Source organism: Bradyrhizobium sp. SZCCHNS1050 (assembly GCF_032484785.1).
Classification (GTDB): Bacteria; Pseudomonadota; Alphaproteobacteria; order Rhizobiales; family Xanthobacteraceae; genus Bradyrhizobium.
In genome coordinates this window covers 4,760,104-4,786,261 of sequence record NZ_JAUETR010000001.1, presented here as the reverse complement: position 1 = coordinate 4,786,261, position 26,158 = coordinate 4,760,104, and the positions used below count along the sequence as shown (strand labels likewise).

Annotated in this window: 22 protein-coding genes; 11 read left to right on the top strand and 11 right to left on the bottom strand. The window is 64.8% G+C overall.

Annotation, left to right across the window (positions count from 1 at the left end; all coding sequences use genetic code 11):
• Nucleotides 1-123: 123 nt before the first annotated feature.
• From QX094_RS21610 to mutY, 4 genes are all read right to left on the bottom strand, one after another.
• Nucleotides 124-744 (bottom strand): glutathione S-transferase family protein, encoded by a 621-nt coding sequence (locus tag QX094_RS21610; protein ID WP_315717261.1) that lies wholly within the window; start codon nucleotides 742-744, stop codon nucleotides 124-126.
• Nucleotides 745-1,614: 870 nt separating this feature from the next.
• Nucleotides 1,615-2,403 carry a hypothetical protein gene (locus tag QX094_RS21605; protein ID WP_315717262.1) on the bottom strand — a complete coding sequence of 263 codons (789 nt, stop codon included), beginning with the start codon at nucleotides 2,401-2,403 and terminating at the stop codon, nucleotides 1,615-1,617.
• Between the two features lie 103 nt (nucleotides 2,404-2,506).
• On the bottom strand, nucleotides 2,507-3,970 hold the full coding sequence (locus tag QX094_RS21600) for a DUF262 domain-containing protein (RefSeq protein ID WP_315717263.1): 1,464 nt from the start codon (nucleotides 3,968-3,970) through the stop codon (nucleotides 2,507-2,509).
• Nucleotides 3,971-4,280: 310 nt separating this feature from the next.
• A complete protein-coding gene (mutY, locus tag QX094_RS21595; RefSeq protein ID WP_316188116.1) occupies nucleotides 4,281-5,384 on the bottom strand; it encodes an A/G-specific adenine glycosylase in 1,104 nt (367 codons plus the stop codon).
• Between the two features lie 125 nt (nucleotides 5,385-5,509).
• Here mutY and QX094_RS21590 point away from each other — a divergent pair, with 125 nt between their 5' ends.
• The 9 genes from QX094_RS21590 to QX094_RS21550 all read left to right on the top strand — a co-directional run bounded on the left by QX094_RS21590 (nucleotide 5,510) and on the right by QX094_RS21550 (nucleotide 15,829).
• Nucleotides 5,510-5,989 (top strand): DUF721 domain-containing protein, encoded by a 480-nt coding sequence (locus tag QX094_RS21590; RefSeq protein WP_315717265.1) that lies wholly within the window; start codon nucleotides 5,510-5,512, stop codon nucleotides 5,987-5,989.
• A 118-nt stretch (nucleotides 5,990-6,107) separates the two neighbouring features.
• Nucleotides 6,108-6,764, top strand: coding sequence for a DsbA family protein (locus QX094_RS21585; protein WP_315717267.1), 657 nt, complete (start codon nucleotides 6,108-6,110; stop codon nucleotides 6,762-6,764).
• Between the two features lie 243 nt (nucleotides 6,765-7,007).
• Complete coding sequence (gene smc, locus QX094_RS21580) at nucleotides 7,008-10,472, top strand: chromosome segregation protein SMC (protein WP_316183785.1); 3,465 nt, start codon at nucleotides 7,008-7,010, stop codon at nucleotides 10,470-10,472.
• A 63-nt stretch (nucleotides 10,473-10,535) separates the two neighbouring features.
• Nucleotides 10,536-11,525 carry a small ribosomal subunit Rsm22 family protein gene (locus QX094_RS21575; RefSeq protein ID WP_316188115.1) on the top strand — a complete coding sequence of 330 codons (990 nt, stop codon included), beginning with the start codon at nucleotides 10,536-10,538 and terminating at the stop codon, nucleotides 11,523-11,525.
• A 144-nt stretch (nucleotides 11,526-11,669) separates the two neighbouring features.
• A complete protein-coding gene (locus QX094_RS21570; protein WP_316171353.1) occupies nucleotides 11,670-12,098 on the top strand; it encodes a hypothetical protein in 429 nt (142 codons plus the stop codon).
• Nucleotides 12,099-12,287: 189 nt separating this feature from the next.
• Complete coding sequence (locus tag QX094_RS21565; RefSeq protein ID WP_315717271.1) at nucleotides 12,288-12,845, top strand: LemA family protein; 558 nt, start codon at nucleotides 12,288-12,290, stop codon at nucleotides 12,843-12,845.
• Between the two features lie 33 nt (nucleotides 12,846-12,878).
• On the top strand, nucleotides 12,879-14,078 hold the full coding sequence (locus QX094_RS21560) for a M48 family metallopeptidase (protein WP_316171351.1): 1,200 nt from the start codon (nucleotides 12,879-12,881) through the stop codon (nucleotides 14,076-14,078).
• 264 nt (nucleotides 14,079-14,342) lie between these two features.
• Entirely contained in the window at nucleotides 14,343-15,104 is a 762-nt protein-coding gene (locus QX094_RS21555; RefSeq protein WP_009025709.1) for a hypothetical protein, read from the top strand.
• A 56-nt stretch (nucleotides 15,105-15,160) separates the two neighbouring features.
• On the top strand, nucleotides 15,161-15,829 hold the full coding sequence (locus QX094_RS21550; protein ID WP_315717273.1) for a hypothetical protein: 669 nt from the start codon (nucleotides 15,161-15,163) through the stop codon (nucleotides 15,827-15,829).
• Between the two features lie 16 nt (nucleotides 15,830-15,845).
• Here the strand turns inward: QX094_RS21550 and QX094_RS21545 are convergent, their stop codons facing one another.
• Together QX094_RS21545 and QX094_RS21540 are read right to left on the bottom strand one after the other, a co-directional pair.
• Complete coding sequence (locus QX094_RS21545; protein ID WP_172133418.1) at nucleotides 15,846-16,385, bottom strand: adenine phosphoribosyltransferase; 540 nt, start codon at nucleotides 16,383-16,385, stop codon at nucleotides 15,846-15,848.
• Between the two features lie 135 nt (nucleotides 16,386-16,520).
• Complete coding sequence (locus tag QX094_RS21540) at nucleotides 16,521-18,683, bottom strand: anthranilate synthase component I (RefSeq protein WP_316183787.1); 2,163 nt, start codon at nucleotides 18,681-18,683, stop codon at nucleotides 16,521-16,523.
• 985 nt (nucleotides 18,684-19,668) lie between these two features.
• Here QX094_RS21540 and QX094_RS21535 point away from each other — a divergent pair.
• Complete coding sequence (locus tag QX094_RS21535; protein ID WP_315826980.1) at nucleotides 19,669-21,135, top strand: tetratricopeptide repeat protein; 1,467 nt, start codon at nucleotides 19,669-19,671, stop codon at nucleotides 21,133-21,135.
• Between the two features lie 62 nt (nucleotides 21,136-21,197).
• On the opposite strand, the gene QX094_RS21530 is transcribed toward QX094_RS21535, so the two are convergent.
• From QX094_RS21530 to QX094_RS21520, 3 genes are all read right to left on the bottom strand, one after another.
• Nucleotides 21,198-22,034 (bottom strand): DUF3658 domain-containing protein, encoded by an 837-nt coding sequence (locus QX094_RS21530; RefSeq protein WP_316183788.1) that lies wholly within the window; start codon nucleotides 22,032-22,034, stop codon nucleotides 21,198-21,200.
• On the bottom strand, nucleotides 22,031-22,258 hold the full coding sequence (locus tag QX094_RS21525; RefSeq protein ID WP_315717277.1) for a hypothetical protein: 228 nt from the start codon (nucleotides 22,256-22,258) through the stop codon (nucleotides 22,031-22,033). The genes QX094_RS21530 and QX094_RS21525 overlap by 4 nt, the downstream gene beginning before the upstream one ends.
• Before the next feature lie 177 nt (nucleotides 22,259-22,435).
• Complete coding sequence (locus QX094_RS21520) at nucleotides 22,436-23,008, bottom strand: TetR/AcrR family transcriptional regulator (protein ID WP_315717278.1); 573 nt, start codon at nucleotides 23,006-23,008, stop codon at nucleotides 22,436-22,438.
• Between the two features lie 133 nt (nucleotides 23,009-23,141).
• On the opposite strand from QX094_RS21520, the gene QX094_RS21515 reads away from it, so the two are divergent.
• Nucleotides 23,142-23,558 carry a 4-oxalocrotonate tautomerase gene (locus tag QX094_RS21515; RefSeq protein ID WP_315717279.1) on the top strand — a complete coding sequence of 139 codons (417 nt, stop codon included), beginning with the start codon at nucleotides 23,142-23,144 and terminating at the stop codon, nucleotides 23,556-23,558.
• Between the two features lie 60 nt (nucleotides 23,559-23,618).
• On the opposite strand, the gene QX094_RS21510 is transcribed toward QX094_RS21515, so the two are convergent.
• Nucleotides 23,619-24,671, bottom strand: coding sequence for a hypothetical protein (locus QX094_RS21510; RefSeq protein WP_316183789.1), 1,053 nt, complete (start codon nucleotides 24,669-24,671; stop codon nucleotides 23,619-23,621).
• A 634-nt stretch (nucleotides 24,672-25,305) separates the two neighbouring features.
• The gene (locus tag QX094_RS21505; protein ID WP_316188114.1) at nucleotides 25,306-25,980 is read right to left on the bottom strand and encodes a dienelactone hydrolase family protein; all 675 of its coding nucleotides are present in this window, start codon (nucleotides 25,978-25,980) and stop codon (nucleotides 25,306-25,308) included.
• Between the last annotated feature and the right edge of the window lie 178 nt (nucleotides 25,981-26,158).

The following is a 26,158-nucleotide window of genomic DNA, read 5'->3' as shown; positions in this document are numbered from 1 at the left end:
CACGGCCTCCTGCAACGTCGATGGCCGGAGCTGGGTTCCGGCTTCGCGCGGCTATTTTTTCCGCTCTCCCGATGCGCCATGCTGGCGGGCGCTGTTCCGACGCCATGGCCTCGAGGATGGCCGTCAGCCCGCCAGCTCGGCCAGCGCCTTCTTGACGGCCGGCCGCCCGGACATGCGGCCAAAATGGTCGGCGACCTTCGGGAAGGCGTTGATGTCGACGCCGTCGCCTTCGAGCCATTGCGCGATCGTGAACAGATAGGGATCGCAGATCGTGTACTGCTCGCCCATCACCCACGGGCCGCGCAGCATCTTCTGCTCGATCAGCGCGAAGCAGGCGCCCATCGTCTCCGGCACCTTCTTCTTCATGTCGGCGAAGGAGGACTCTTCGGTGGCCCAGCGATAGCCCCGCATCTTGTGCGCGTGGGCGATGTGGACCGTCGAGCAGAGATAGCTGTTGAACGACTGCACCTCGGCAAAGGCGAAGACGTCGTCGAGTGGCGCAAGCCGCGACTCGGGAAAGCGCTGCGCGACATAGGCGAGCATCGCCGGCGTCTCGGTCAGGACGCCCTGCTCCGTCACCAGCGCCGGAACGCGCCCCTTGGGATTGATCGCGAGATAGTCCGGGCTGTTCTGCTGGTTGGTCTTGAAGCTGAGCTTCTCGGCGACGTAGTCGGCGCCGGTCTCGGCCAGCGCGATGTGTGAAGCGAGCGCGCAGGTGCCCGGCGCGACATAGAGCTTGAGCATGGTGATCCCTGACAGATGATATCCGACCCTATCTGCACCGGTCCGGACCGTCCACCCCTGGCCGCCCGCGTGCGCCGTCATGAGCGATCTGCATTCTGCGGGCCGCGTGCTCGACCCGCACGGATCCGGACACGACCCATGCCGATCGATGGCGATGCGACGACAGACATCCCGATGAAGGACATGAGCTCACCCTCTCGCGGCGCGCCGCGCCCGAGGTGTTGCCGAGAAGGACCCTCGCAAATGAGGAGGGCGCAGGGAATGCCGGGCGCTGGCCGCAACCCATGGCCCGCCTGCAGAAAGATAAGCAGGCGGCAGTCACCACAGGTCCAGCCGGTCATCCGGCATTCCCTGCGCGATGGGCTTTACGTCTTATACGTGATCTCCCTGGTGCGCCGAGCTTTCTGGCCACCATCCCCGCGCGAAGCGAAGCCTCGTCGTGAGTTGACATCAGCGTCGGGATGTCAGGACCACACGATTTCAACGTCCGCGAAAGACCTCGCACCCGCACTACGCCAGCAAGCCGCCGCAGCGCTGTACGAGACCGGTCGACGTCGCTCGTCCTGACGACGCCGTCGCAGCCACCGCATCCCGCCCCGCGTGTCGTGACGACGCGTACGCCCCTCCTGCCGGGACGGAACGGGGCGGATAAGACACCTGATTTGGGGTTGGAGTCAAGAGGAATTCTGAAAAACGGAATATGATCCTTGCGACGGATCGGGATCGCGGGCAAGGTCGGATCATTCTGCGCGTCGATGCGATCGGCGCCGATCTGCACGATGCAGCCGTTTCGTCGGACTCCTCGTCAGGGTAAATTTGGTGCCGCAATTCGCATCTTGATCAGTATCGGCCCTTATCTGTAGACACTGCTCAGGTCTGCAATTTTTTCAGCACCATCTCCGCATCACCCCGGACCATGGCTGCTCGAATATCGAACGGTGATCCCTCGGCGTTCTGGTGGACAAGCGAGACGAATTCGCCGAGGTCTTTCCAAAACTGATTCCACTGCGGCAACGTTGCCCCTCCGATCGGCCTACCCGACATGATGGTGTCTAGGTCGGCATGGACAGCCAATTTGTCTCGTGCATCCTTGATGCGACTCCGGTGCTCGTCCATGCTGGCTTTGAGTATAATCAATTGCGCGTGCAGCGTCTCGAACCTCCCTAAACCTAAGATATTCGTAAAGAATTCGACAGTGAGGTTCTTGTTACCAAACTTGTCAATCCAAGGTTCGGTAACACGGCAAGCGGACACGATCGCGAACTCGTTGAAAAGCTGCGCCAAATCTTCAAAAAACCGAGGCGCGACGCCTTCCATAGCTGCGTATTCAGCCTGGGTACCCTCCGCGAATATCCTCACGTAATACTCAAATACGGATCGCATGTAGACGCAGTGCTCTGCGAAGAGCCTAATCTCGTCGCGTGAAACCCACAATCGCCTGATACGATGCTCGTCTTGATTGATGACACTCTTCCGCAAATAGTCACCGAACATCATTGCGACCACCACGTCAGTAAAGACGAAGCGGTGCCAACCGCCGCCTTCCGGCACCCACCAGAACGAGCAATTGCCCTCTTTAGCTAGACGCGATGCCTCTGCCCGTACTGTCTTAAAGTCGTCCCCCAAGCCCTGAACGGCCATCGCGTAACTCGCCGACATGCCCAAACACCTTTGGATTCGGATCGTTTCGTCGTCGGTAGAGGAGCTAGCTCGGCGACGATCGCAGAACCTTTGGTCGAAGCTGGAACCTCTTTTCAGCGTGTCAATTCGAACCAGCTTCTATCGACAAGCCGTTATCATCGTCGATTTCGTCAAATGGCTCATTGTCGGTTACAGCAATAGCACTCGAAGATGCTCCGTGAGCTTGAGCTTCCGCCCATTTCTTTGCAAAGGCAGCAGTGGCCCTTGCTCCCTTCGGATGACACTTATCCCTGTGAACCAGCGCCCCATTCTCAAGGGTGGTCCCGCCGCCTTTACCATGCTCCTCGACGTGATGAATCTCCATCTCGGGCCACGGCACCTCGTTGCCGCAGACAGCGCAACGCTTCTTGTCCCGATAATAGACAAGCTCCCGCTCCAAGGCGCCATACAGGCGTTGTGGGTCCTTTAGTTGGGGATTGAGCTTTTCCCGCATCTTTGCAGAAAAGAACTCATGGCGGCGTTGAATCACATCAGCACGATCGCTGTTGACGCGCGTGTGCACACCGTAGCGCAGCCAGTATTCTCCTGGGCTCGCATCATCTCGTGTCTGCCTTCCCAGAGCAAATTGATGTCGGAAGTAGTCGAAGGCTGACGCAAACTCTCCCTCCCATCCGCGGGTGTAGTCATCCATCAAGCTGTCCACTAAAAGAACAAGGTGGATCGCTTCATGTCCAATTATTTTCGAGCGCTTTTGGTCGCGCAGCAATTTTGTCAGCTTATCAAAAATTTCGAACAGCCGCCGCGCATCAGCCGACTCTGAATCAAAACCAAGATTTTCGTAGTAGAAGTCATCCACCGCTTCCGCCTTAATGTCACAAAATGAACCATTTTTATCAAAACGTCTCTTGAAATAGAGCACAGCGATCTGCGCCGCCAACTGGCGAAACTTACCTCGGTCTTGCACCTTTTGTGCGCCCATCAATATGTTAAAAAAATCGTGCCCAGGGTAGCGAGCCAAACCAGGTTTGCCGCCAAGGCGAAGGATAAAATCCGTAAATTGGCCCGGCCACGCATCGCGCTTTTCTTGAGCGTTTAATGGCATTCCAGACTGAAGCCGAACAAACAGGTCTCGCGCTTCATTGGAGTCGTGAGTTTCGATCCGAACGATGCGGAGCGGAGTATCGAGAAATCGCGATTTTGTGTCCTCCGCAAGATCATGAAACGATCGTCGTCCCCAGGGACACTGCTGGCGTTTAATGAAATCTGGGAATCGCGCTTCGGCTTCGTCGAGTTCTGGGTCGAACAGTTTAAATGCGCCTTCGTAAAAATCTGACAGGGCGTTGATACGTTGCTGCCCGTCTATAACTTCGTATCGTTCACTAACGAGCTTTCCAGCGGCTTGTCGAATATGGTGCAGATAAATAAGCGGAATTGGATATCCACGCAGAACGGAATCGATCAGTTTCTTTTTTTGAGAGACCGTCCACACGCTTCCGCGCTGATATTCTGGATTAACGACCAACATTTGCTGTGATTTAAGATCAAGCAGGTCGCGAACCTTGAGATCATCCGGGTCAGCCTTCATCGATATCCTCTCTCGCGCAAGACAATAGATCCGAGCGGAAGCCGACGGGACCTATCGGTGCTCGTTGGAACCTACAATGGCCTTCTTCCGGTTACAACTTTACCGGGCAACGCTGTGAATGATCGACAGGCGATGCCCCGAGGTTATCGTAGCGGTAGGCTACGATCCAGCGCACCCAATTCGCCGAAATGGTGGGCACGGCGCGCGCGAGCGCAGCATCAAGCGTGTCGTGTAATGTCGGGGCTGGCCCTCTTGCCCCTACGTCAGTTGGCTCGCGAACAGCCTTTCAGCCTCTATCACGGGCGCAGCCTTACTCTCCAAGCCCATGCGCGACGACCTTGCGCATCACGTTGGGCAGCGCCTCGCCGTCCAGCGTCGCGATCGGCACCCAGCGCATGCCGTCCGGTGCGCGTGTCCGCGCCGGGACCTTAGCGGTATAGACCACGAGCTCCAGTGGGAAATGCGTGAACACGTGGGTGACGACGCCGAGCCTGCGGTGCCAACGTTTCACGCCGGCCAGCTCCGGCGCTTGCGCCAGCGCGTCGGCATCGTCCTGCCCGGCCAGCCATTCCGAGCCGGGAACCTCGGTCATGCCGCCGAGCAGGCCCTTTGCAGGGCGCGAGCGCACCAGCAACTCGTCGCCTCGGACGACGACGAAGGCGGCGCCGCGCCTGAGCGTACCGGTCTTCTTGGCGGCCTTGCGCGGAAACGTCTCCTGGTCGCCGCGGTCACGCGCCGCGCAATCCTCGTTGAGGGGACATAGCGCGCAGGCCGGCTTCTTCGGCGTGCAGATGGTGGCGCCGAGATCCATCAGCGCCTGCGCGCTGTCGCCGGCGCGCGACGGCCCGAGCAGCGTCGCTGCCAGCGCCTGGATCTGCGGCTTGGCCTGCGGCAACGCCTCCTCCACCGCGAACAGCCGCGACACGACGCGCTCGATGTTGCCGTCGACCGGCATCGTCAGCCGATCGAACGCGATCGCGGCAATGGCCGCCGCGGTGTACGGGCCGATGCCGGGCAGCGCGCGCAGCCCCTGCTCGGTGTCCGGGAACACACCGCCATGCTCGCGCAGCACGGCGACGGCGCAGGCATGCAGGTTGCGCGCCCGTGAATAATAGCCGAGGCCGGCCCACATCCGGAGCACGTCGTCGAGCTCGGCGCTGCCGAGCGCGGAGACATCCGGCCAGCGCGCCAAAAACTTCTCGAAATACGGCCCGACCGCCTTCACCGTGGTCTGCTGCAGCATGATCTCCGACAGCCAGACGCGATAGGGATCGGAGCGCTGCCCGGCCGGCGCGCGCCACGGCAGCCGCCGGCGGTGGCGGTCGTACCAGGCGAGCAGTTGTGCGGGGCGCTCGGCGGAGCCGCGATTCTCTGGTCGGCTCTTGCGCTTGGAAGGAAGGGCTGATGACACCATTGGCTTAATCTAGTACGTCAGGAGCCATCGTCGCCCGCTGGACCGCCGTCTCGTCTGCGGCATCCACGGCTTTCTTCGAGCCCCGGCGGCTCGGACGGGCGGCAGACCACGAGAAGCCTGCATCGATGGCAAAGCCCGGCCGCCTCACCGCAAAACCGCTGTCGCTCATGATGGGCGACGTGCTGACGGCCGCCTATGCCAAGCAAGGCTTTGCCGCGCGCGAGCTGGTGACGCGCTGGCCGGAAATCGCGGGGCGCGAGATCGCCGAGCACGCCCAGCCGCTGAAGATGCAATGGCCGCGGCCGGTCGAGGGCCAGCCGCAGGAGCCGGCGACGCTGATTTTGCGCGTCGAGGGGCCGATGGCGCTGGAGATCCAGCATTCGTCGGACGTGATCCTGGAGCGGGTCAACCGCTTCTTCGGCTGGCACGCGGTCGGCAAGCTGGCGCTGCGCCAGGGGCCGCTGTTGCGCCCCCCGGTAAAGCGCCGCCCGGTGCCGCCCGATCCGAAGACGGTCGCGAAGGTCGCGCAGACCCTGACCGCGATCGAGGACGACGCCCTGCGCGACGCGCTGGCCCGCCTGGGCGCCGCCATCAAGCGAAATTGACGCTGACGCTTTGATCCCCATTTGCGGCCCGGCATTGCCTCCGGGTGGGTTTCAAGCTAGCGAAAAGCCGAGTTACGAGCGTTTCAGGCGCGAGATGCGCCCATTTCGGAGCAGAGCCTTGATCATCACCCGCCGCGCCTTCACCGCTGCCCTGTCGCTGACCGGCCTCGCCGCTCTGGCCGGCTTCTCCCCGCTGCGGCTGATCTCGGACGCGATGGCGCAGAGCGCCGCCGATGTCGCCAAGCCTCAGTCGTTGCCCGACATGGCGATCGGACCGGCGGACGCTGCGGTGACCATCACCGAATATGCCTCCATGACCTGCCCGCACTGCGCGGCGTTCAACGCCACCGTGTTCCCGAAGCTGAAGGCCGAATACATCGATACCGGCAAGATCCGCTACATCTTCCGCGAGTTCCCGCTCGACATCAAAGCCGCCGCGGGCTCGATGCTGACGCGCTGCATCGCCAAGGACGACGCGCAGAAGTATTTCGCGGTCACCGACATGCTGTTCCGCTCGCAGAACGACTGGGTGGTGAAGAACACGACGGAGACGCTGACGCGGATCGGCAAGCAGGCCGGTCTCAGCCAGCAGCAGGTCGAGGCCTGCCTCAAGGACCAGGCGTTGCTCGACAAGATCGCCGCCGACCAGAAATATGCGAGCGACATTCTTAAAGTCGATTCGACGCCGACCTTTTTCATCAACGGCGAGAAGATCAAGGGCGAGGCTTCGATCGAGGAGTTTCAGAAGAAGATCAACCCGCTTCTGAAGAGCTGATTCGAATCACTGAGTCATCAAAGACACAGCGCGGCCCCTCAATGGGGCCGCTTCTGTTTCGTGGGCCGTTCGCCACGAGAAAGCCTTGGAAAAGCAGGCCCGGCGGGTTGCCCTGGGGACCAGCCCTCGCCATTGTCCCGCCCTCAGAATGAGGCGCCAGGGCGACTCAGTCCACATTGACATTGCCTTCCATGGTATTGTCGGGGCTGGGAGATTCGTCTCCCGCCAACAGAGAATCTGTGCATGAAACTCACGCGTCTTCGTCTTCACGGTTTCAAGACGTTCGTCGAACCGACTGACTTCGTGATCGAACCCGGCCTCACCGGCGTCGTCGGTCCGAACGGTTGCGGCAAGTCGAATCTGGTCGAGGCGCTGCGCTGGGCGATGGGCGAGACCTCGCACAAATCGCTGCGCGCCGCCGACATGGACGCTGTCATTTTCTCCGGCTCGAACACGCGGCCGTCGCGCAACCACGCCGAAGTGGTGATGACGATCGACAACAGCGATCGCACCGCGCCAGCGGCCGTGAACGACCGTGACATTCTCGAGATCTCGCGCCGCATCGAGCGCGAGGCCGGCTCGGTGTATCGCATCAACGGCCGCGACGTGCGCGCCCGCGACGTGCAGATCCTGTTCGCCGACGCCGCCACCGGCGCACGCTCGCCGGCGCTGGTCCACCAGGGCAAGATCGGCGAGATCATTCAAGCGAAACCTGAGCAGCGCCGCCGCGTGCTGGAAGACGCCGCCGGCGTCGCCGGCCTGCATGCCCGCCGCCACGAGGCCGAGTTGCGGCTGAAGGCGGCGGAGACGAATCTGCTGCGCGTCGAGGACGTCATCGGCCAGCTCTCCGGCCAGATGGAAGGCCTGCGCAAGCAGGCGCGGCAGGCGATCCGCTACCGCGAGGTCGCCGCCAAGGTGCGCAAGGCCGAAGCGACGCTCTATCACCTGCGCTGGATGGGCGCGCATGCCGACCTCAACGACGCCGCGCATGTGCACGATGTCGCCGTGCGCGAGATGGCGGAGCGGACCCGCGAGCAGGCCGAATCGGCCCGCATCCAGGCGATCCGTTCGTCGCATCTGCCGGCGCTGCGCGAGGCCGAGGCCCGCGCCGCCGCGACGATGCAGCGGCTGAAGAATGCCCGCGATCTGCTCGACCGCGAGGAGGTGCGCGCCAAGGAGCGCGTTAGCGAGCTCGATCGCCGCCTGATGCAGCTCACCGCCGACGTCGCGCGCGAGCAGCAGCAGAACCAGGACGCGCAGGTCGCGCTGCAGCGCCTGGAGACCGAAGACGCGGAGCTGAAGGAAGAGATCAAGGCGCGCGTCGAGATGCGCAGCGGCGTCGACGAGCGCGTCGCCGAGGCCGAGGCTCTTCTCGCTGAGACCGAGCGGCAGTTCACGGAGCTGACGACGCAGCTCGCCGATCTCACCGCACGCCGCAACCAGCTCGAGGCCAACGTCCGCAGCCACCGCGAGCGTCTGGCCCGGCTCGACCAGGACATCGCCAATGTCCGCGCCGACGAGGAGCGACTGGCGCAGGAGACCGCGCATCTCGGTGATCTCGACACGCTAGCGGCGTCGCTCGAAGCGGCCGAGGAATCCGAGGCGCAGGCCGAGGCCGCGGTGCAGACCAACGAGTCGGCGCAGGCCAATGCGCGGCAGAAGCTCGAAGCCTCGCGCGCCCCGCTCGCCGAGGCCGAGAAGCGGGTGCAGCGGCTGGAGACCGAGGCGCGCACCATCTCCAAGATGGTGAACAGCGAGACCAAGAATCTGTGGCCGCCGATCATCGACGGCGTCACCGTGGCCAAGGGTTATGAGAAGGCGCTCGGCGCCGTGCTCGGCGACGACCTCGATGCGCCGGTCGACGCGTCCGCGCCGATGCACTGGACCGTCGCCGGCGCCGAGGTCACCGACCCCGCGCTGCCCGATGGCGTCGAGCCGCTCGCGGCCTATGTGCAGGCGCCGCCGGAGCTGTCGCGCCGCCTGGCCCAGATCGGCGTGGTGTCGCGCGACCGCGGCGCTCAACTCGTTTCTCAACTCAGGACCGGCCAGCGGCTGGTGTCGCCGGAAGGCGACGTCTGGCGCTGGGACGGCTTCATCGCCGCCGCGCATGCGCCGACCGGCGCGGCCCGGCGCTTGGCCGAGCGTGCCCGCCTGATCGATATCGAGGCCGAGCTCGAGCAGGCGCGCATCGATGCCGCCAACAAGCGCCAAGCGCTGGAGAGCGCCGAGGCCGAGGTGAGGGCCGCGACCGCCGCCGAGAGCGCCGCGCGCGAAGCCTGGCGCGCCGCGCAGCGCGAGGTGAACTCGGCGCGCGAGCGCCACGCCAATGCCGAGCGCGAGATCAACCGCCATTCGGCGCGCAAATCGGCGCTGGTCGAGGCCTCGACCCGCCTCGCCCATGACCGCGCCGAGATCGCCGAGCTGCACCAGAATGCGCTGGAGGCGATCGAGGAGCTGCCGGCGACCACCGAAGCCGATGGCCGGCTGGCGGCCGTGCGCGCCGAGATCGAGGCCAAGCGCCGCGCCGCGGCCCAGGTGCGCGCCGAGGCCCAGGCGCTGGCCCGCGAGGCCGAGCTCGCCGACCGCCGCGTGCAGGCGATCATCAACGAGCGCAACGACTGGTTCAACCGCATCCGCGGCGCCGGCTCGCAGATCGCCACCATCGAGGCGCGCATCGCCGAGGTGAGGGACGAGCGCGCCGAGCTCGACAACGCGCCGGAGATCTTCGCCGAGAAGCGCAGCGCGCTGATCGACGAGCTCGCCATCGCCGAGGAGGAGCGCCAGGTCGCGGCCGACGCGCTCGCCGAGGCCGAGACTGCGATGGGCGACACCGACCGCGCTGCGAAAGCGTCGCTGGAAGCGCTGTCCAAGTCGCGCGAAGCAGCCGCCCGCGCCGAGGAGCGGCTGGAGAGCGCCAAGCGCCGCGTCGGCGACGTCGAGCGCGAGATCCACGACATGCTCGAATGCGAGCCGCAGGCGGTCGCGGCGATGGCCGAGATCGGTCCGGACACGCAACTGCCGCCGCTGCACGAGATCGAAGAAACCTTGGAGAAGCTGCGCCGCGACCGCGAGCGGCTCGGCGCCGTCAACCTGCGCGCCGAGGAAGAACTCACCGAGGTCGAGGGCTCGCATACCGCGCTGACCACCGAGCGCGACGACCTCGTCGAGGCCATCAAGCGGCTGCGCCAGGGCATCCAAAGCCTCAACAAGGAGGCGCGCGAGCGCCTGCAATCCTCGTTCGAGACCGTCAACGACCACTTCAAGCGGCTGTTCACCGAGCTGTTCGGCGGCGGCGAAGCGGCGCTGCACCTGATCGAGAGCGACGATCCGCTCGAGGCGGGCCTCGAGATCATCGCCAAGCCGCCGGGCAAGAAGCCGCAGACGCTGTCGCTGCTGTCGGGCGGCGAGCAGGCGCTGACGGCGATGGCGCTGATCTTCGCGGTGTTCCTCACCAACCCCTCGCCGATCTGCGTGCTGGACGAGGTCGACGCGCCGCTCGACGACCACAACGTCGAACGCTTCTGCAACCTGCTGCACGAGATGAAGGGCTCGACCGAGACCCGTTTCATCATCATCACCCACAACCCGATCACCATGGCGCGCATGAACCGGCTGTTCGGCGTCACCATGGCCGAGCGCGGCGTGTCGCAGCTCGTCTCGGTCGCGCTCGACGAGGCCGTGAAGATCCTCGACCAGCAGGTGGCTTGATCTTGCTCCGTCATTCCGGATCGCCGCCCGCGCGGCGGCCGGACTGACGCGTGGAGAGGACCGATGATCTCTCCTGATCTGCCCGCCGCGCTGAAGGCGTCCCTCGAAGCCATGCTGCACGGGCAGTCGCGGCAGGATGCAGCCGCCCGGGCGGCCCGCATCTCGGCCGCCTACCGCAGCGGCGGCAATTCCGGAACGATCACGAGCGACGCCGACGCCATTGCCTATGCCACGGTGCGAATGCCGGCGACCTACGCGGCGGTCGTTGCCAGCCTCAACGCCGTGATGCAGGCGAGCCCGGACTTCGCTCCGGCCTCGCTGCTGGATGTCGGTGCCGGACCAGCGACCGCGAGCTTCGCTGCGGCGGAAGCGTTTCCGCTGCTGACCTCGTTCAACGCCGTCGATTCCAATCCAGCGTTGCGCGGGCTGGCGCTGACGCTCGCTGACGACACGATGCGCCTCCGCGACCTCTCTTATGCGCTGGGACCGGCGCGAGCGCTGCTCGATCGTGCCGGAAGGGCCGATCTCGTCATCGCCGGCTACATGATCGGGGAGCTGACGGATGCCGAGCGCTCTGCGACCGTCGATGCGCTGTGGGCCAGGACCGGCGATACGCTGCTGATCGTCGAGCCCGGCACGCCCGCCGGCTATCAGCGCATCATCGCCGCGCGCGACCGCCTGATCGCAGCAGGCGCTCATGTCGCGGCGCCCTGCCCGCACGCAGCGCCGTGCCCCCTCGTGGCACCGGACTGGTGCCATTTCGCGCAGCGGCTGGCGCGATCGCGGGCACACCGCGAACTGAAAGGGGCTGACGTCCCGTTCGAGGACGAGAAGTTCAGCTTCGTTGCCCTCACCCGCAAGCCAGCAACGCATCGGCCCGCCGCACGCGTGCTCGCGCCGCCGTCGGTCACCAAGGTCGCGACAACCGCGAAGCTGTGCCAAGCCGATGGGACCGCTGCCACGGTCAATATCCCCCGCCGCGACAAGCCCGCCTTTGCCGCCGCCCGCCGCTGGGACTGGGGCGACGGCGTGGAGCCGCCGCCACGACCGTAGATACCGTCGCGGCCGCAGATGGTTAACGACAGGTCGTGTTTGTCTCTCATTTTCGCGATTTCGCGAAACCCGAGAGAAATCGATGCTTGCTACGGTGAGCTGCAACAGGCGCTGAATGCGCTGCTCACACGGGAACGCGTTTCGATGTTCAGGACGATGATGATCACCGCCGCGCTGCTGGCTTCGGCAGGAACGGCCCTGGCAAACGGCCACGGTGGTGGATCCTCGGCACCGCCCCCACCGAAACAGGAGGGCCCGCCGGCCAAGGCCATCGTCGGCAAGAACGGTCCCGTCCTGGTCGACCCAAAAGGGATGACGCTCTACTATACCGAGCGGGACAACACCGGGAACAAGTCGACCTGCGACGGTGCCTGTGCCGAGAAGCGGCCGCCGCTGATGGCCCCAGACAACGCGACCGCCAGCGGCGACTTCACCGTCATCACCCGCAGCGACGGCAAGAAGATGTGGGCCTACCGCTACCGGCCGCTCTACACCTCGCAGCTCGACAGCGCCCCCGGCGATATCAAGGGCAACGACCCCACGCAGCAATGGCGGGTCGCCCGTCCCTATTGAGCCCTGCGCATCGTTGCCTCCGACGCCAATTCGGTCGCCTGGGCGCCCATCGAACGGACCGGCCAGGCTCAAGCGACTTGAACGGGCATCCCCCCTGATGCGACCAATGCACGCCGGTCCATCTGCGGACCGGCGGCGCCGTCGCGTGTCGGCCGCCTCGTTCTCCCGCCCTCTCCCTCGGAGCCCGTCATGTCCGGCTGGATCGTCCTCGGCATCATCGTCATTCTCGTGCTGTTCGCCCTTGGCGCCTACAACCGGCTGGTCGCCCTCAGCCAGCGGGTCGGCCAGGCCTTTGCCGACATCGACGTCCAGCTCAAGTTGCGCCACGACCTGATTCCGAATCTGGTCGAGACCGTGAAGGGCTACGCTGCGCATGAGCGCGGCACCCTCGACGAGGTCATCAAGGCTCGCAATGCGGCGATGTCGGCGCAGGGCCCGGCCCAGGTCTCGGCCGCCGAAGGCCAACTTTCCGGCGCACTCGGTCGCCTGATCGCGCTGTCCGAGGCCTATCCGGACCTCAAGGCCAACGCCAACTTCCAGCAGCTCGCCGGCGAGCTCTCCGACATCGAGAACAAGATCGCCGCCAGCCGCCGCTTCTTCAACAACGCGGTCCAAGAGTATAATACCGGCATCCAGCAGATGCCCGCCGCACTGTTCGCCGGGACCTTCGGCTTCACACGCAAGGAGTTCTTCGATCTCGGCGCCAGCCGGACCGAAGTCGAGGCCGCGCCGAGCGTCAAGTTCTGATCCCGCGCCCTCCGCGCTGAAGGGTCCGACGCCATGGCCGCCTACGGTCTCTACACCCACATCGCATCGAACAAGACTCGTTCGGTGCTGCTGCTCGGCGGCCTGTTCCTGCTGATCTACGTGCTGGTGTTCGCCGGCGCGCTGATCGCGGAGGTCATGATCAACGGCAATGGCAGTGTCGCCTATTACATGAACGCGGCCACCCGCGACCTGATCAGGGCGCTGCCCTGGGCCACGCTGGGCGCGGCGGCCTGGATCGTGATCGCCTATTTCTTCCATCAGAAGATGATCGACGCGGTCACCGGCGGGACCGCGGTGACGCGTCAGGAGCAGCCGCGGCTTTACAATCTGCTCGAAAATCTCTGCATCTCGCGCGGCATCACCATGCCGCAGCTGAAGATCATGGACAGCCCGGCGCTGAACGCCTTCGCGACCGGCCTGAACCCGCGGCAATACGCGGTCACCGTCACGACCGGCCTGCTCGACGCGCTCGATGACCAGGAGATCGAGGCGGTGCTCGGCCACGAGCTGACCCATATCCGCAACGGCGACGTCCAACTGATGGTCGTGGCCGTCATCATCGCCGGCGTGGTCGGCTTCTTCGGTGAACTGTTCTTCCGCCTGTTCACCAACATGAGCTGGGGCGGCGGCTGGGGTCGCTCGTCGTCGTCCTCCTCCTCGTCCGACTCCGACCGCAAGGGCTCCGGCGGCGGGGCCATCATCGTCGTGATCATCGCGGTGGTGCTGATCGTGGTGGCCTGGCTGCTGTCCCAGGTGGTCAAGCTGGCCCTGTCGCGCACCCGTGAATACCTTGCCGATGCCGGGTCGGTCGAGCTGACCAAGAATCCGGACGCCATGATCACCGCCCTGCGCAAGATCGAAGGGCGCGGCGAACTGCCGGGCGCCACCTCCGCCGTCATGGAATTGTGCGTCGACAATCCGCGCGAGGGCTTTGCCGACCTGTTCGCCACCCATCCCTCGATCGATGCCCGGGTCCAGGCGCTGATCAGGTTCGCCGGCGGCCATGATCCGGGCCCGCTGGCGCTGCCCACGGACGAGGCACAGCCCGACGATACCGGAGCCGATGCTCCAGACGGCGACGCTCCGCCACCGTTGCCGTCCGGTGGTCCCTGGGGCCAGGCCGATGGCCCGGCCCCGCCATCTGGCCAGGGTCAAGCCGCTCCCCAGGGACCGTGGACCACCCCCGCGACCGGTCCCTGGGGCCGGCACTAGTCGCCGCCTTCGCCGCGGAATTCAGCCGCCAATCCCGTGCGACGGGCAATTGTCCTGCCATTCGCTTGCAAGTGCTTCCTCGCCGGCTCGAACGCGCGGGCCGGAATGCCTCCGATTGCTCCAGCCTGTTGCGGCGAAGGCGCAAATTTCCCCGGTCCCGTGCTGCAATGAATTTGAATTCTCCAGCGTTTCTGCCATGTTCGCGCCCAAAGCAGAATGCAATGCGCCGGCCCCCTGGCCGGCCTCAGGGCTGAAGGACTTTCCATGGCGAAACCGGCAGTGGTTGTGGTGGGTGCGGACAAGGGCGGGGTCGGCAAGACCACGGTGTCGCGGACGTTGCTCGATTATTTCAGCGCCAACAACGTCCCCACCCGGGCGTTCGACACCGAGCATCCGCGCGGCACCTTGAAGCGCTTCCACCCGGAGATCACCGAGATCGTCGACATGAATTCGACGCCGGACCAGATGAAGATCTTCGACACCCTGAGCGCGGTGGCGCCGTCGGTGACCGTGATCGACGTCCGCGCCGGCCTGATGTCGCCGACGCTCGCCGCGCTGCGCGACATCGGATTCCTCGACGCCGCCCGCTCCGGCCAGATCACCTTCGCGGTGTTCCACATCCTGGGCTCGTCGATCGCCTCGCTCGACGAGATCGCCGAGACGGCGAGCTACATGATCGGCGCGAAATATTTCCTGGTGAAGAACTTCATCAACAACACCAGCTTCTTCGAGTGGGACCAGTCGACCTACAATTCCTACTTCCACCGCATCAAGGACGCGACCGAGCTGACCATCCCGAAGCTCAACGAAATGGCGTTCGAGCAGGTCGAGGTCGCCTCGGTGCCGTTCCTCAAATTCGTCGCCAACAAGGGTCCCCGCGACGAGGCCGCCAACTACTCCTTCGTGCTGCGCGGCTATGTCCGGCATTGGCTCGCCAACGTCTGGAGCGAGTACGACCGCATCAAGCTGACCGACATCGTCGGCTCGACCAAGGCGGCGGCGCCGCGGCCGGCCGGGGAAAAATAGCAGCTCCGTGAAGGATGGGACTTTATCGCAACCGCATTTGACCTGATATAGGTCGGATGCCCGCGACGCCTGTCTACATCGTCTGCTCGCCCCGGCCGCAATCCGGGAAGACGCTGCTTGCGCGGGTGCTGAGCGAGTTCCTACTGCTGAAGAACGGCCAAGTGCTCGCCTTCGACGTCACCTTGCGCGAGCCGTCGCTGCTCGACTTCCTGCCGCAGATCACGGAGACCGCGACGATCGAGGACACCTACGGCAAGATCCAGCTGATGGACCGGGTGATCCTCAACGACGGCATCCCCAAGGTGATCGACCTCGGCTACTACTCGTTCGACGAGTTCTTCAAGATGTCCGAACAGATCGGCTTTTTGAAGGAGGCCGCGCGGCGGAACGTGGTCCCGATCATTCTGTTCTGCGCCGAAGGCGACCGGGTCTCGATGCGCGCCTACGATGCCCTGCGGCGCCAGATCCCGAAGCCCCAGCTGATCGTGGTCGAAAACGACCACGTCCTGCGCGAGGAGCTCCCCGACCTCTACAGCCGCAGCAAGCATCTGCACATTGCCGCCCTGCCCGCGTTCCTCAGAACCTATATCGAACGTTTTTCGTTCTCCTTCACCGGCTACCTGCGCCAGGAGAAGGACCCCTCCACCGAGCTCTATCAATGGATCCGGCGCAACTACTATGCGCTGCGCGAGATCGAGAATGAGCTTCTGATGCAGCGGTCCTGACGCCGCCGCGCGCTTCTCAGTGCCCTTCGAAGGAGATCAGCGTGCGCACGGGCACGTCGAGCGCGCGCAGCTTGGCGGCGCCGCCGAGATCCGGCAGGTCGATGATGAAGCAGGCCGCCACCACGGTCGCGCCGATCTGGCGCAACAGCTTCACCGCGCCCTCGGCCGTGCCGCCGGTGGCGATGAGGTCGTCGACCAGGATCACGCGCTCGCCGGGCTGCACCGCGTCGACATGCATCTCCATCTCGTCGGTGCCGTACTCCAGCGCATAGGACATGCTGACCGTCTTGTGCGGCAGCTTGCCTTTCTTGCGGATCGGCACGAACCCGGCCGACACCTGATGCGCCACTGCGCCTCCGAGGATGAAGCCGCGGGCCTCGATGCCCGCGACCTTGTCGATCTTGGAGCCGGCCCAGGGATGCACCAATTCGTCGACCGCGCGGCGGAACGCGCGCGCGTCCGCCAGCAGGGTCGTAATGTCCCGGAACAGGATGCCCGGCTTCGGATAGTCCGGAATGGTGCGGACGGTGTTCTTGATGTCCAGATCGAACGTCATCGTGCTCTCATTGCCTCGTTTGGCCGTGACCGCGAGGAATTCATCATTGCGAGCGAAGCGAAGCAATCCAGGGCCGCGAAAACAACTCTGGATCGCTTCGTCGCTCACGCTCCTCGCGATGACGGCAACCACCTCTCACTCCGGCTGATTGAGCCGGAACGCATTCTCCACGATCCTCAAACCCACGGCATCGCCGAGTGACATCAGCGATTCCGGATGGAACTGCACGCCGCCGACCGGCAGCGTCTTGTGCTCGATCGCCATCGCCACGCCGTCCTCGGTTGCCGCCGTGACGGTCAGCACCTCCGGCATGCTGTCGCGCTCGACGAACAGCGAATGATAGCGGCCGATGACGATCTCGTTCGGCAGGCCCTGCATCAGGCGGCCGCCGCGCACCTGGACCCGCGAGGGCCTTCCATGCGCCGGCTGGGCAAGCTGGCCGAGCTGGCCGCCGAAATACTCGCCCATCGCCTGCACGCCGAGGCACACGCCGAAGATCGGCAGCTTCTTCGCGAGCGCAGCGTCGATCGTCGTCGAGATCTTGAAGTCCTCGGGGCGGCCTGGCCCCGGCGACAGCACGATCAGATCCCAGCTTCGTTCGGCGAGCATCTTCAGCGCGTGGACATAACGCACCACGGTGACGTTGGCGCCGACCTGGCGGAAATAGTCGGCCAGCATGTGAACGAAGCTGTCGTCGTGATCGATCAGCAGCACGTTCTTGCCGGAGCCGGTGGCATCCGGCGCGGTCGACGACAGCGGCTTCGGCGGATCGCCGCGCAGCGCCTGGAACAGCGCCGCCGCCTTGACCTGGCACTCACGATCCTCGGCCGCGGGATCGGAATCGAACAAACAGGTGGCGCCGACACGGACCTCGGCGAGCCCGTCCTTCATGCGGATGGTGCGGATCGTCAGGCCGGTGTTGATCGAGCCGTCGAAATTCACCGCGCCGATGGCGCCGGCATACCAGCGCCGCGGCGAGCGCTCATTGTCCTCGACGAACTGCATCGCCCACAGTTTTGGCGCGCCGGTCACGGTCACGGCCCAGGCGTGGGTCAGGAAGGCATCGAGCGCATCGAAGCCTGGCCGCAGCATGCCCTCGACGTGATCCACCGTGTGGAACAGTTTCGAGTAGGTCTCGATCTGCCGGCGCGCCAGCACCTTGATGGTGCCGGGGACGCAGATGCGCGCCTTGTCGTTGCGGTCGACGTCGGTGCACATGTTGAGCTCGAACTCGTCCTTCTCCGAGTTTAGGAGCTGGCGGATCTGCTCGGCATCGCCGATGGCGTCGCGGCCGCGGGCGATGGTGCCGGAGATCGGACAGGTCTCGACGCGACGGCCGTCGGAGCGGACGAACATCTCGGGTGAGGCCGAGACCAGGAACTCGCCGTCGCCGAGATTCATCAGCGCGCCATAGGGCGACGGATTGATCCGGCAGAGCCGCTGGAACACTTCCGCCGGCGAGCGCTCGCACGGCTCGGCAAAGAGTTGGCCGGGCACCGCCTCGAACAGGTCGCCGCGGGCAAACGCGGCGCGGGCCTTCTCGACCGTCGCCTGGTACTCGCCGGGCGCGTGATCGGCAAACCCCTGGCGCGGCTCCTTGAGATAGATGCTGGCGTCGGTGTCGCGCGACAGGCCTTCCGTCGACTGTCCGTTCCAGGAAAAATCATAAGACAGCACGACGCCGCGGCCGGTGGCGCGGTCGTAGGCCAAGAGGCGATCCGGCACGTAGAGCACGATGTCGCGCTGGTCCTTCTCGCGCGGCCGCTTCTGCTGGAGGTCCTCGATCTGGAACACGAGGTCGTAGGCGAAGGCGCCGAACAGGCCGAGCAGCGGGTCGTCATTGGCCGAGAGCGCCGCGATCATCGCCCGCACCAGCGACATCACGCTGGCGCGCCGCGTGCGCTGGTCCTCCTCGACCGGGGCCGGGCCGCGGACGATGTGTCCGGCGAGCCGCGCCGGCGAAGCTTCGGTGATGACCACACAGGGCTCGCGCAGCGTGTCCTTCAGGAACGCGATCAGCACCTCGCCGCGGCGGTTCAGCGCCTGCAGGGTGAAGTCAGTGCCCTTGGTCTCCAGCACCAGCGGCGGATCGGCGAAGCCGAGGTCGAAACTCTCGTAGCGGCCGGGCACGGTCGTGCCCGAGGACAGCACCACGCCACGGCGGCGGTCGAGCAGGTCGATCAGGTCATCGAGCCGGCTGGCGCCACCGGAAAACTGCTCGACGGCGCGCGTGATCGCGAGCCCGCTGGAGGTGCGGTAGTCGCTGCGGGCCGGAAGGGCGAAAACGGTCCTGTTCATGGGGTCCTCTTGGGCGTCCTCTTACGGAATTTGCCGAGGAAACGCCACACAGGACCAACCGGAAGCCGCCGCTGCGTGGCGGCCCCTCTGCGATCTCATGTCAAACAAATCGCACCGGCCACCTCTTACAAGGTGCGCCACCAGAGACGGGCTGGGCGGACAAGGGTGCTCATGCGGCGGAACTGACCACGGCGGGCAGCCGGGGTCAAGGGCGGCGGGGCCACAAATGGGGGTGGGATGCCTCAGCCGATCAACAGAGGCACCGCGGGCCGGCTGCCCGATACAGCGCCCTCGCCCCTTGTGGGTCCCCTTGTGGGTCCCCTTGTGGGAGAGGGCGTGTGCGGCCCATCCGCTAACGCGGCTGGGTGAGGGGGTCTCTCTCCGCAGCGGCGCTTGCAGAGGCATACCCCTCACCCAACCGAGCATGCCGCTCTGTCCTACATGCCCTCTCCCACAAGGGGCGAGGGCGCAATAATGCGCACCGGCGAGCGGAAGGCACTGGCGCCGACGAGAATGACAAAGGAACATGCAGCAGCATTCTCGCGACACATGATGCCCGAGTGATGATCATCAATTCCGCCCTCCAAGTCGAGGGCGCAGGGAAGGCCGGGCATCGGCTGATGCCCGTGGCCCGCCTGCAGCAAAAAAAGCAGGCGGCAGTCACCACAGGTCAGCCGGACGACCGGCCTTCCCTGCGCGATGGTCTGACGGCTTATACGCACTCTCCCCGGGGACCGGGCTGTCTTGCCCCCGTGACCGGCGGATCATCATCACCACCGGCGCGGCCTCAGCGTCGGGAGGCCAGGACCATGCGACTTCACCGTGCGCGCCCGCCGTTCGTCCGCACGACGTCTGCCATGCTGCGACGTGACACGCCCACCGCATCTCCACCCCGCGTGTCGTGACGATCGCGATACGCCCCTCGTGCCGGGTGGGACGGAGATATCAGAGCACGAATTCCGAAAAATAGAAACAGGAATATTTTTTGGCGAAGGACTGGACAGGGCAAATCAGCTTGAGGCGGCTGATGAATTTCGCGGGGCGGCGCATGATCGACCAGCCCGGCACGGAGATCATCGGCAGAGCGAATATCCGAATTGCCGGGCATGCAGTGCCCGGTCTATGCTGCATCGTCTCCCTTGCTGAAGGCATTCGTCCTTTGCGACGCCATCCCCTGGCCTTGCCCGCCATGCTCCTCTTTGCCGCGGCGACGGCACCCGACGCTGTTGCGCAGGGCGAGCCGCCACTGGCCTGGTGCCTGGACCGCCGTTTCCCGGTCGACCAGCGGATCGAGAGCTGCACCTTCGCATTGCAGTCCGATCGATGGTCCGGACAAGATCAGATCCACGGCTATTTCAATCGTGGCAATGCGTACTATGAGAAACAGGAGTACGACCGCGCCATAGCCGATTTCACCGAAGCGATCAGGCTCGATCCCTCCTACCCGGCGGCCCGCAACAATCGTGGGTTCGCCTACGCAGGCAAAGGCGACTACGATCGGGCGATTGCAGATTATGACGAGGCGATCAAGCTCGATTCGAAGAAGCCGCTCTACTACTACAATCGCGGCTTGGCCTACTTCTCGAAAGAAAATTATGATCGGGCGCTCACGGACTTCAATCGAACGTTGGCGCTGGACCCCGAGCAAGCCAAGCCCTACGTTGATCGCGGCGCAGTCCATGTTCTGAGGAACGACTTCGATCGCGGCCTCGCAGATATAGACGAGGCGATCCGACGCGACCCGACTGACGCCACCGCATACACCCTTCGCGCCGCCGTGCATAAACACAAGAAGCAGTTCGACCGCGCCATTGCCGACTACAGCGCTGCGATCAAATTCGGCCTGACGCCCGCGAAAGCCCTTAACGCCCATTTCAACCGAGGGATCGCGTATTTCGAAACAGGTGACATCGATCACGCCATCGCCGATTTCGACGAAACGATCAGGCGCGATCCGGGTCACGTTCTTGCCCATGTCAATCGCGGCATTGCATATGACGATAAGGGCGATCACGACCGTGCCATCATAGATTTCGGCGTGGCGATCAAGCTCGAGCCGCAACACGCGAAAGCATACATGAACCGCGGCGCGGCCTACGACAAGAAAGGCGATCATGACCGCGCCATCGCCGATTTTGACGAGGCTCTGAGGCTGAATGGCGAGCTTGCAGAGGCCTTCAACCGTCGCGGTATCGCCTACGACGACAAAGGGAATCACGACCGGGCCATCGTCGACTTCGATCAGGCCATCAGGCTCGATCCGAGCTATGCCGATGCCTACAACAATCGCGGCCTCGCCTACAAGGAGAAGGCAGACTACGATCGCGCGATCGCCGACTTCGACGCGGCCATCGCCCTGGCGCCGGATTTCTCCGAGGCTCAAGGCAACCGGGATGCGGTTCGCGAGCTGAAGAAGAGCCGCGGGGCTGCAATGCCGGCCCCGGAACGTTAGACGGGTCCGCGGCTGATGCGGACGCGGCGCTGGGTCCGGCCAACCCGGCTATTCCTGACGCGTCATGCGCAGCCGCCCGCTAACCGCAACTCACTGCGATGCATATCGAGCAGGTCGCCACGAGACTCGAGGCGACCTGCTGCTACGAGCGCACGGGCGCGCGCGAACAACTCGATATCGCCCGTCTGCAGCACAATCGTCCCGGTTTCGCAAAGCGCCTCCCCGATAATCCTCGCCGTCTTCTGCCAGTCGGCCGTGGCAAATGACAGCAGCACCGAATCGAAGAACGAGATGGGCGCTGACAGCAATTCGCCGTCGCGAATGACGCGCAACGGCGCGTTCTCCGCTTTGAGGCGCGCCCAACGTTCTCGGCAGGCATCACGCCGGCTTGGCGACAGAACGGTCCGCAGATCCCACAGTGCATTGTCGCGAATTGTCTCCGGCGACACTAAACCCAGGCTGACGGCCAGCCGTGGCGCCTTCGGCCCAGTCTCCCCTGCCCGCACGACTGTGTCGGTGAGATCGACGATCTCGATCGGCTCATCGCCGAGCCGCCACAGGAGTTCGAGGAAGCCGGCATATTCCTGGGTCGATCGCCGCGTGAACCAGGCGATCCGTCGGTTGTTGCTCGAGAGCGCCTCGTCCCAGAACGATGTTGCCTGGCCGCCCACCTCTTCCCAGCCTGACACTTGCAATTCCTGGTCCATCCAGGCGGTTCGCAGCTCCGGGTCGGGTGGATTGATCGGACCAAAGCTCAGGCTGTCGGCAAAGCCAATCACGCGGTCGCTGCGCCCAGCCTGCTGGAGCGCAGCGCGCAACGTGCCTGCAGCGGACATGTTGAAGACGACATGAAGGATCGCGTGGGGAATTGTTATCTCCCTTGCCAGACGTGCGTTCACGTGGGGCGAGTCACGATGACGCTTCCCTCGCGCCCCATCGCCGCGCGAGCTTGCTGAAGCGCACCGATGACTCGATCGAGCTCTTCGGCCGCCATGAAGACCTCGATGTCGCCGTCCGTCCTCAACGACAGCGCCAACCCGATGCTATCGCCGACGACGCGAACCAGCACGCATGCGTCGTCGCCGGACGACTTGTCGACGAACGTGATCGGCTCGGTGCTCATGCGGGATCCAGGATCATCTGATAGGCCATGCTAGCAGATATCGAAACGGCGTTGGATTCGACATGCCGCCAAACTGGCGGTGCGCTCCCCTCCCCCTTGCGGACAGGGGAGCTCACTGGCGTTGGGGCGAGCGGCACCTCACAACTTGCGAAGCCGAGCGCTCGCGCGACAGCGGCTCTACAGCAGCGCCAGCGCGGCTTGTTTGAGGTGGGCGGCGATGGCATCGCGGGCTTCGCGTGAGCCGACGCTGCGCGCCATCGTCACCCCTCCCGAGAGGATCGCCATCAGCGACCAGGCCTTTTGCAGCCGAGCTTCATCGGTGCTCCCCTGCAACCCCTTTGCGATCTGCTGCGCGACCCTTTCGAGCGCGGTGCCATAGGCGGCCTTCGTTTCCTCGCTGGCGCGCGTCACGTCCGGCGTCAGGCTCTGCAGTCCGCAGCTCGAGTCCAGGATGCAATGGAGACGTTCTCCGAGATAGAATGCGATGAACGCCTCGGCCCAGCGCGCTCCCATCTGCTGCTGAAGACTCGCAATGCCCGTCCTGAGATCGTCCAGCCCGGCCAACGCGGCGGCTTCGAACGCGGCGTCCTTCGACTTGAAGTGACCGTAGAACGCGCCGGACGTGACCCCGGCTTCCTTGGCGAGGCCGTCGACGCCGATGCCGCCATAGCCAAGCCGGCGAAAGCCGCGCCCCGCGGCCTCCAACAACTTCGTCTTTGCTTCCTGCTTATGCTCGGCGTGGTACCGCATCTGGCGCCTTCCATAGCGATCGTTATTTCATGCTTGACTGATAACGATCGTTATTCTATTGGTGGATCACGGTCGTTATATAATGACCGCCGTTCCCCGGGACAACCGCCCTAGGGCGAGCACAGGAGGAGTCATGCCGATCAGTCTCACACTCACCGAAGGCGTCATCGCTGCCGACCAGGCGCCGATCGCCGTTGCGCGGATCACGGAATCGTTCCTGAGACACCATGGTCTGGCGGGCAACAGGATCATGGGGGCGAACGTCACGGCCCATCTGAACATCCTGCCGAAGGGCCATACCTTCGCCGGCGGCACGCCGGTCGATGGCGCCTGGATCGAGACCAAGACGCCGTCATTCGCGCTCGCCAGTCACGAGGTCCAGACGGCGTTCTTCGGCGAAGCCACCGACATTCTGCATGACCTCTCCGGCGGGGCGCTTGCCAGGGACCGGATCTGGTCCAACGGCGTCCACGCCGTCGACGGCACCTGGAATCTCGACGGCAGGCCGATGACCAACGACGCGCTCGTGGGGGCCATCACCGCAGGCTGACCACGGTCATCACGGCCGCTACCGCATTGGGCGGCGGCGGCCGTGATGAATGCCGACCGCTCACGTCCCCGGCTTCACCAGCCCCAGCTCGGCGAACTTCATCTCCGTCGCCACCACCGCGTTCTCATACACCTCGCCGCGCTCGACGAAGTAGTTGAAGTAGCCGGCCGGCGTCTCCGGCTGGATCTCGACCAGCTCCACGGTCTTGTATTTCGGATCGGTGATCACGCCGCTCGCGATCAGGTCGTTGATGCGCTTGAGCGCGTCGACCTCGGCCTTGTAGCCGACCGAGAACCACATCTCCGTGGTCCAGTCCTGCACCTCGAACCAGTTGGCCGGCGCCTGGCCCTGCCACCCCTCGGCGAGCGGGCGGACGGCAAAGACGCGGTCGAAACCGTGCAGCTCGGAGATGATGCTGGCGCGGTGATAAGCGCCGTCCATCTGTCCCTGGGGCAGCTTGGTGAAGCCGTAGAGCGACAGCCACAGCGCGGCCTTGACCGCCTCCGGCGTGATCGGGCGGATGGCGCGCTCGGCCAGCACCTCGGAGGCGTAGCGCAGGTCGCGCTTGGCCGCCGATTGCCGCGCCTTGACGGCATGGGCGTTGGGAACCGACTTCTCCGCCGGCAGCAGCGCCCGCGCCGCCTCGTTGCCGTAGAGATAGCCGGTGCCGGTCTCGGGATCATAGGTGTTGAACACGACGCCGACCGACGCGGCGTTGAGCGTCTCCGCCGCGTGCGCGAAGTCGGCCTCGCTCCGCACCGGGACATATTGCTGCGCCGGCCACAGCCGGTCGGCGAGGGCGTTGAACGGGCCGTCACGCCAATCCGGCCAGGAGACGAAGCGCGCAAGCGCCTCGGCATAGGCGGGACGAAACACCCCGGGATAGCCGAACATCACCGTGCGCAACTGCGACGCCGGATCCCGGTGGCGGTCGGAGGACATCAGCTCGTTGCGCAGATCGAGACCCTGAAGCCACGCCGACAGCACCAGGATCTGGCCGGACGTCGCGGTGACGAGATCCGGCGTCACGCCCCAGGCGCGGGCAGTGTCGAGGAAGCCGGCGCCATGGGCGTTCAAGCCGCCCAGCCCGGCCAGCGCAAAGGCCACTCGCACGGCTTTCTCCATCAGCAGAGGGACCGGAGAACGCTACCTCAGATTGTTTCGGCGATGCAACCGGCGGCGAGACGCAGCGAATTCGAACATCGAACGAAGCGACGCGCTTCGAACATGATCAATGCTCAGATCTCGGCGGGATCCCGGTGATTCGCCGAAACGTGACGGCGCCAAGCGACGAAAAGCTGCAGCCGGCGGCTGTGTGGTGCCTCACAACCTCATGTTGCGCGCGTGCACGCCGCCTCGGGATCGACCCATGATTGTCGCAATCCAAAAAAGTTACATAACTTGGCTGTGCGCGAGGGCAACACTGTTGTCTATCTGCAATAGTGTGGCAATGATTGGTTAACCATATTGAATTACCTTGGTTAACATGGCCCGCGGCAAACAGCCCTCAGTGTCGCATGCGCTCCCGAAGCAGCCGACGCTGCTCGATTGCTTCCTCGAAGCGCAGGCAAAGCGGACGAAGCGTCGACGGCGCTCCGCCGACGCAGTGACCAGCGCCGACCCCTTGGCTCCTTCAGACGACGCTCCGACTCTTGGTGAGGCCGAAGCGCCCTCGGCCGAAACCAAGACCGCCCGCGCGGTTTGAGTCCGCACGGCGCGGTTTGGAACCGACGCGCCGGCCCTCAGCTCAGCCGAGGTGCTTGTGGAAAAACGCCGTGGCGCGGCCCCAGGCGAGCTCGGCGGCCCTGCGATCGTGCACGGTCATGCGCTGCTCGTTCACGAAGGCATGCTCGGCATCGTAGCGATAGAGCTCGAGCGACTTGCCGGCGGCCTTCATCGCCTTCTCGAAGCCGTCCACCAGCGCCGGCGTGCACCAATCATCCTTGTTGGCAAAGTGGGCCTGCAGCGGGATCTTGACGTCGGCCGGCTTCGCCGCCTGCTCAGGCGGAATGCCGTAGAACACGACGCCGGCGGCGAGCTCGTCGATCTTGGTCGCGCCGATGATCGTCACCACGCCGCCGAGGCAGAAGCCGGTGAGGCCGACCTTGGCGCCGTTGCGCGCCAGATATTGCGCGGCCCCGCGCACGGTCTGCGTGGTCGCGTCCATGAAGTCGAGCGAGTTCATCTCCCGGCCCGCCGCATCCGTATCGTGATAGGGCACCACCGTGCCCTTGTAGAGATCGGGCGCCAGCGCATTGAAGCCGGCGAGCGCGAAACGATCGCACATCCCCTTGATCTGGTCCTGCAGGCCCCACCATTCCTGGATGACGACGACGCCCGGCGCATCGGCCTGCGCGGCCTTGGCGAGATAGCCCTTGGCCTCCTGGCCATCGGGGCGCTTGAAGCTGATCAGTGTGCCCATGTGTTCCTCCGCAGGTTTTGTTGGAAGCTGAGGAGCGGGGTTTACCGCAAATGCGCGTCCGGCGCGACGGGAGGCGATCGGGTTCGCTGCAACGTGAGAGGATTCGTAGCCCGGATGAGCGCAGCGACATCCGGGGTCCTCGCCGGCACTGTTGCGATCCAGGATGTCGCTGCGCTCA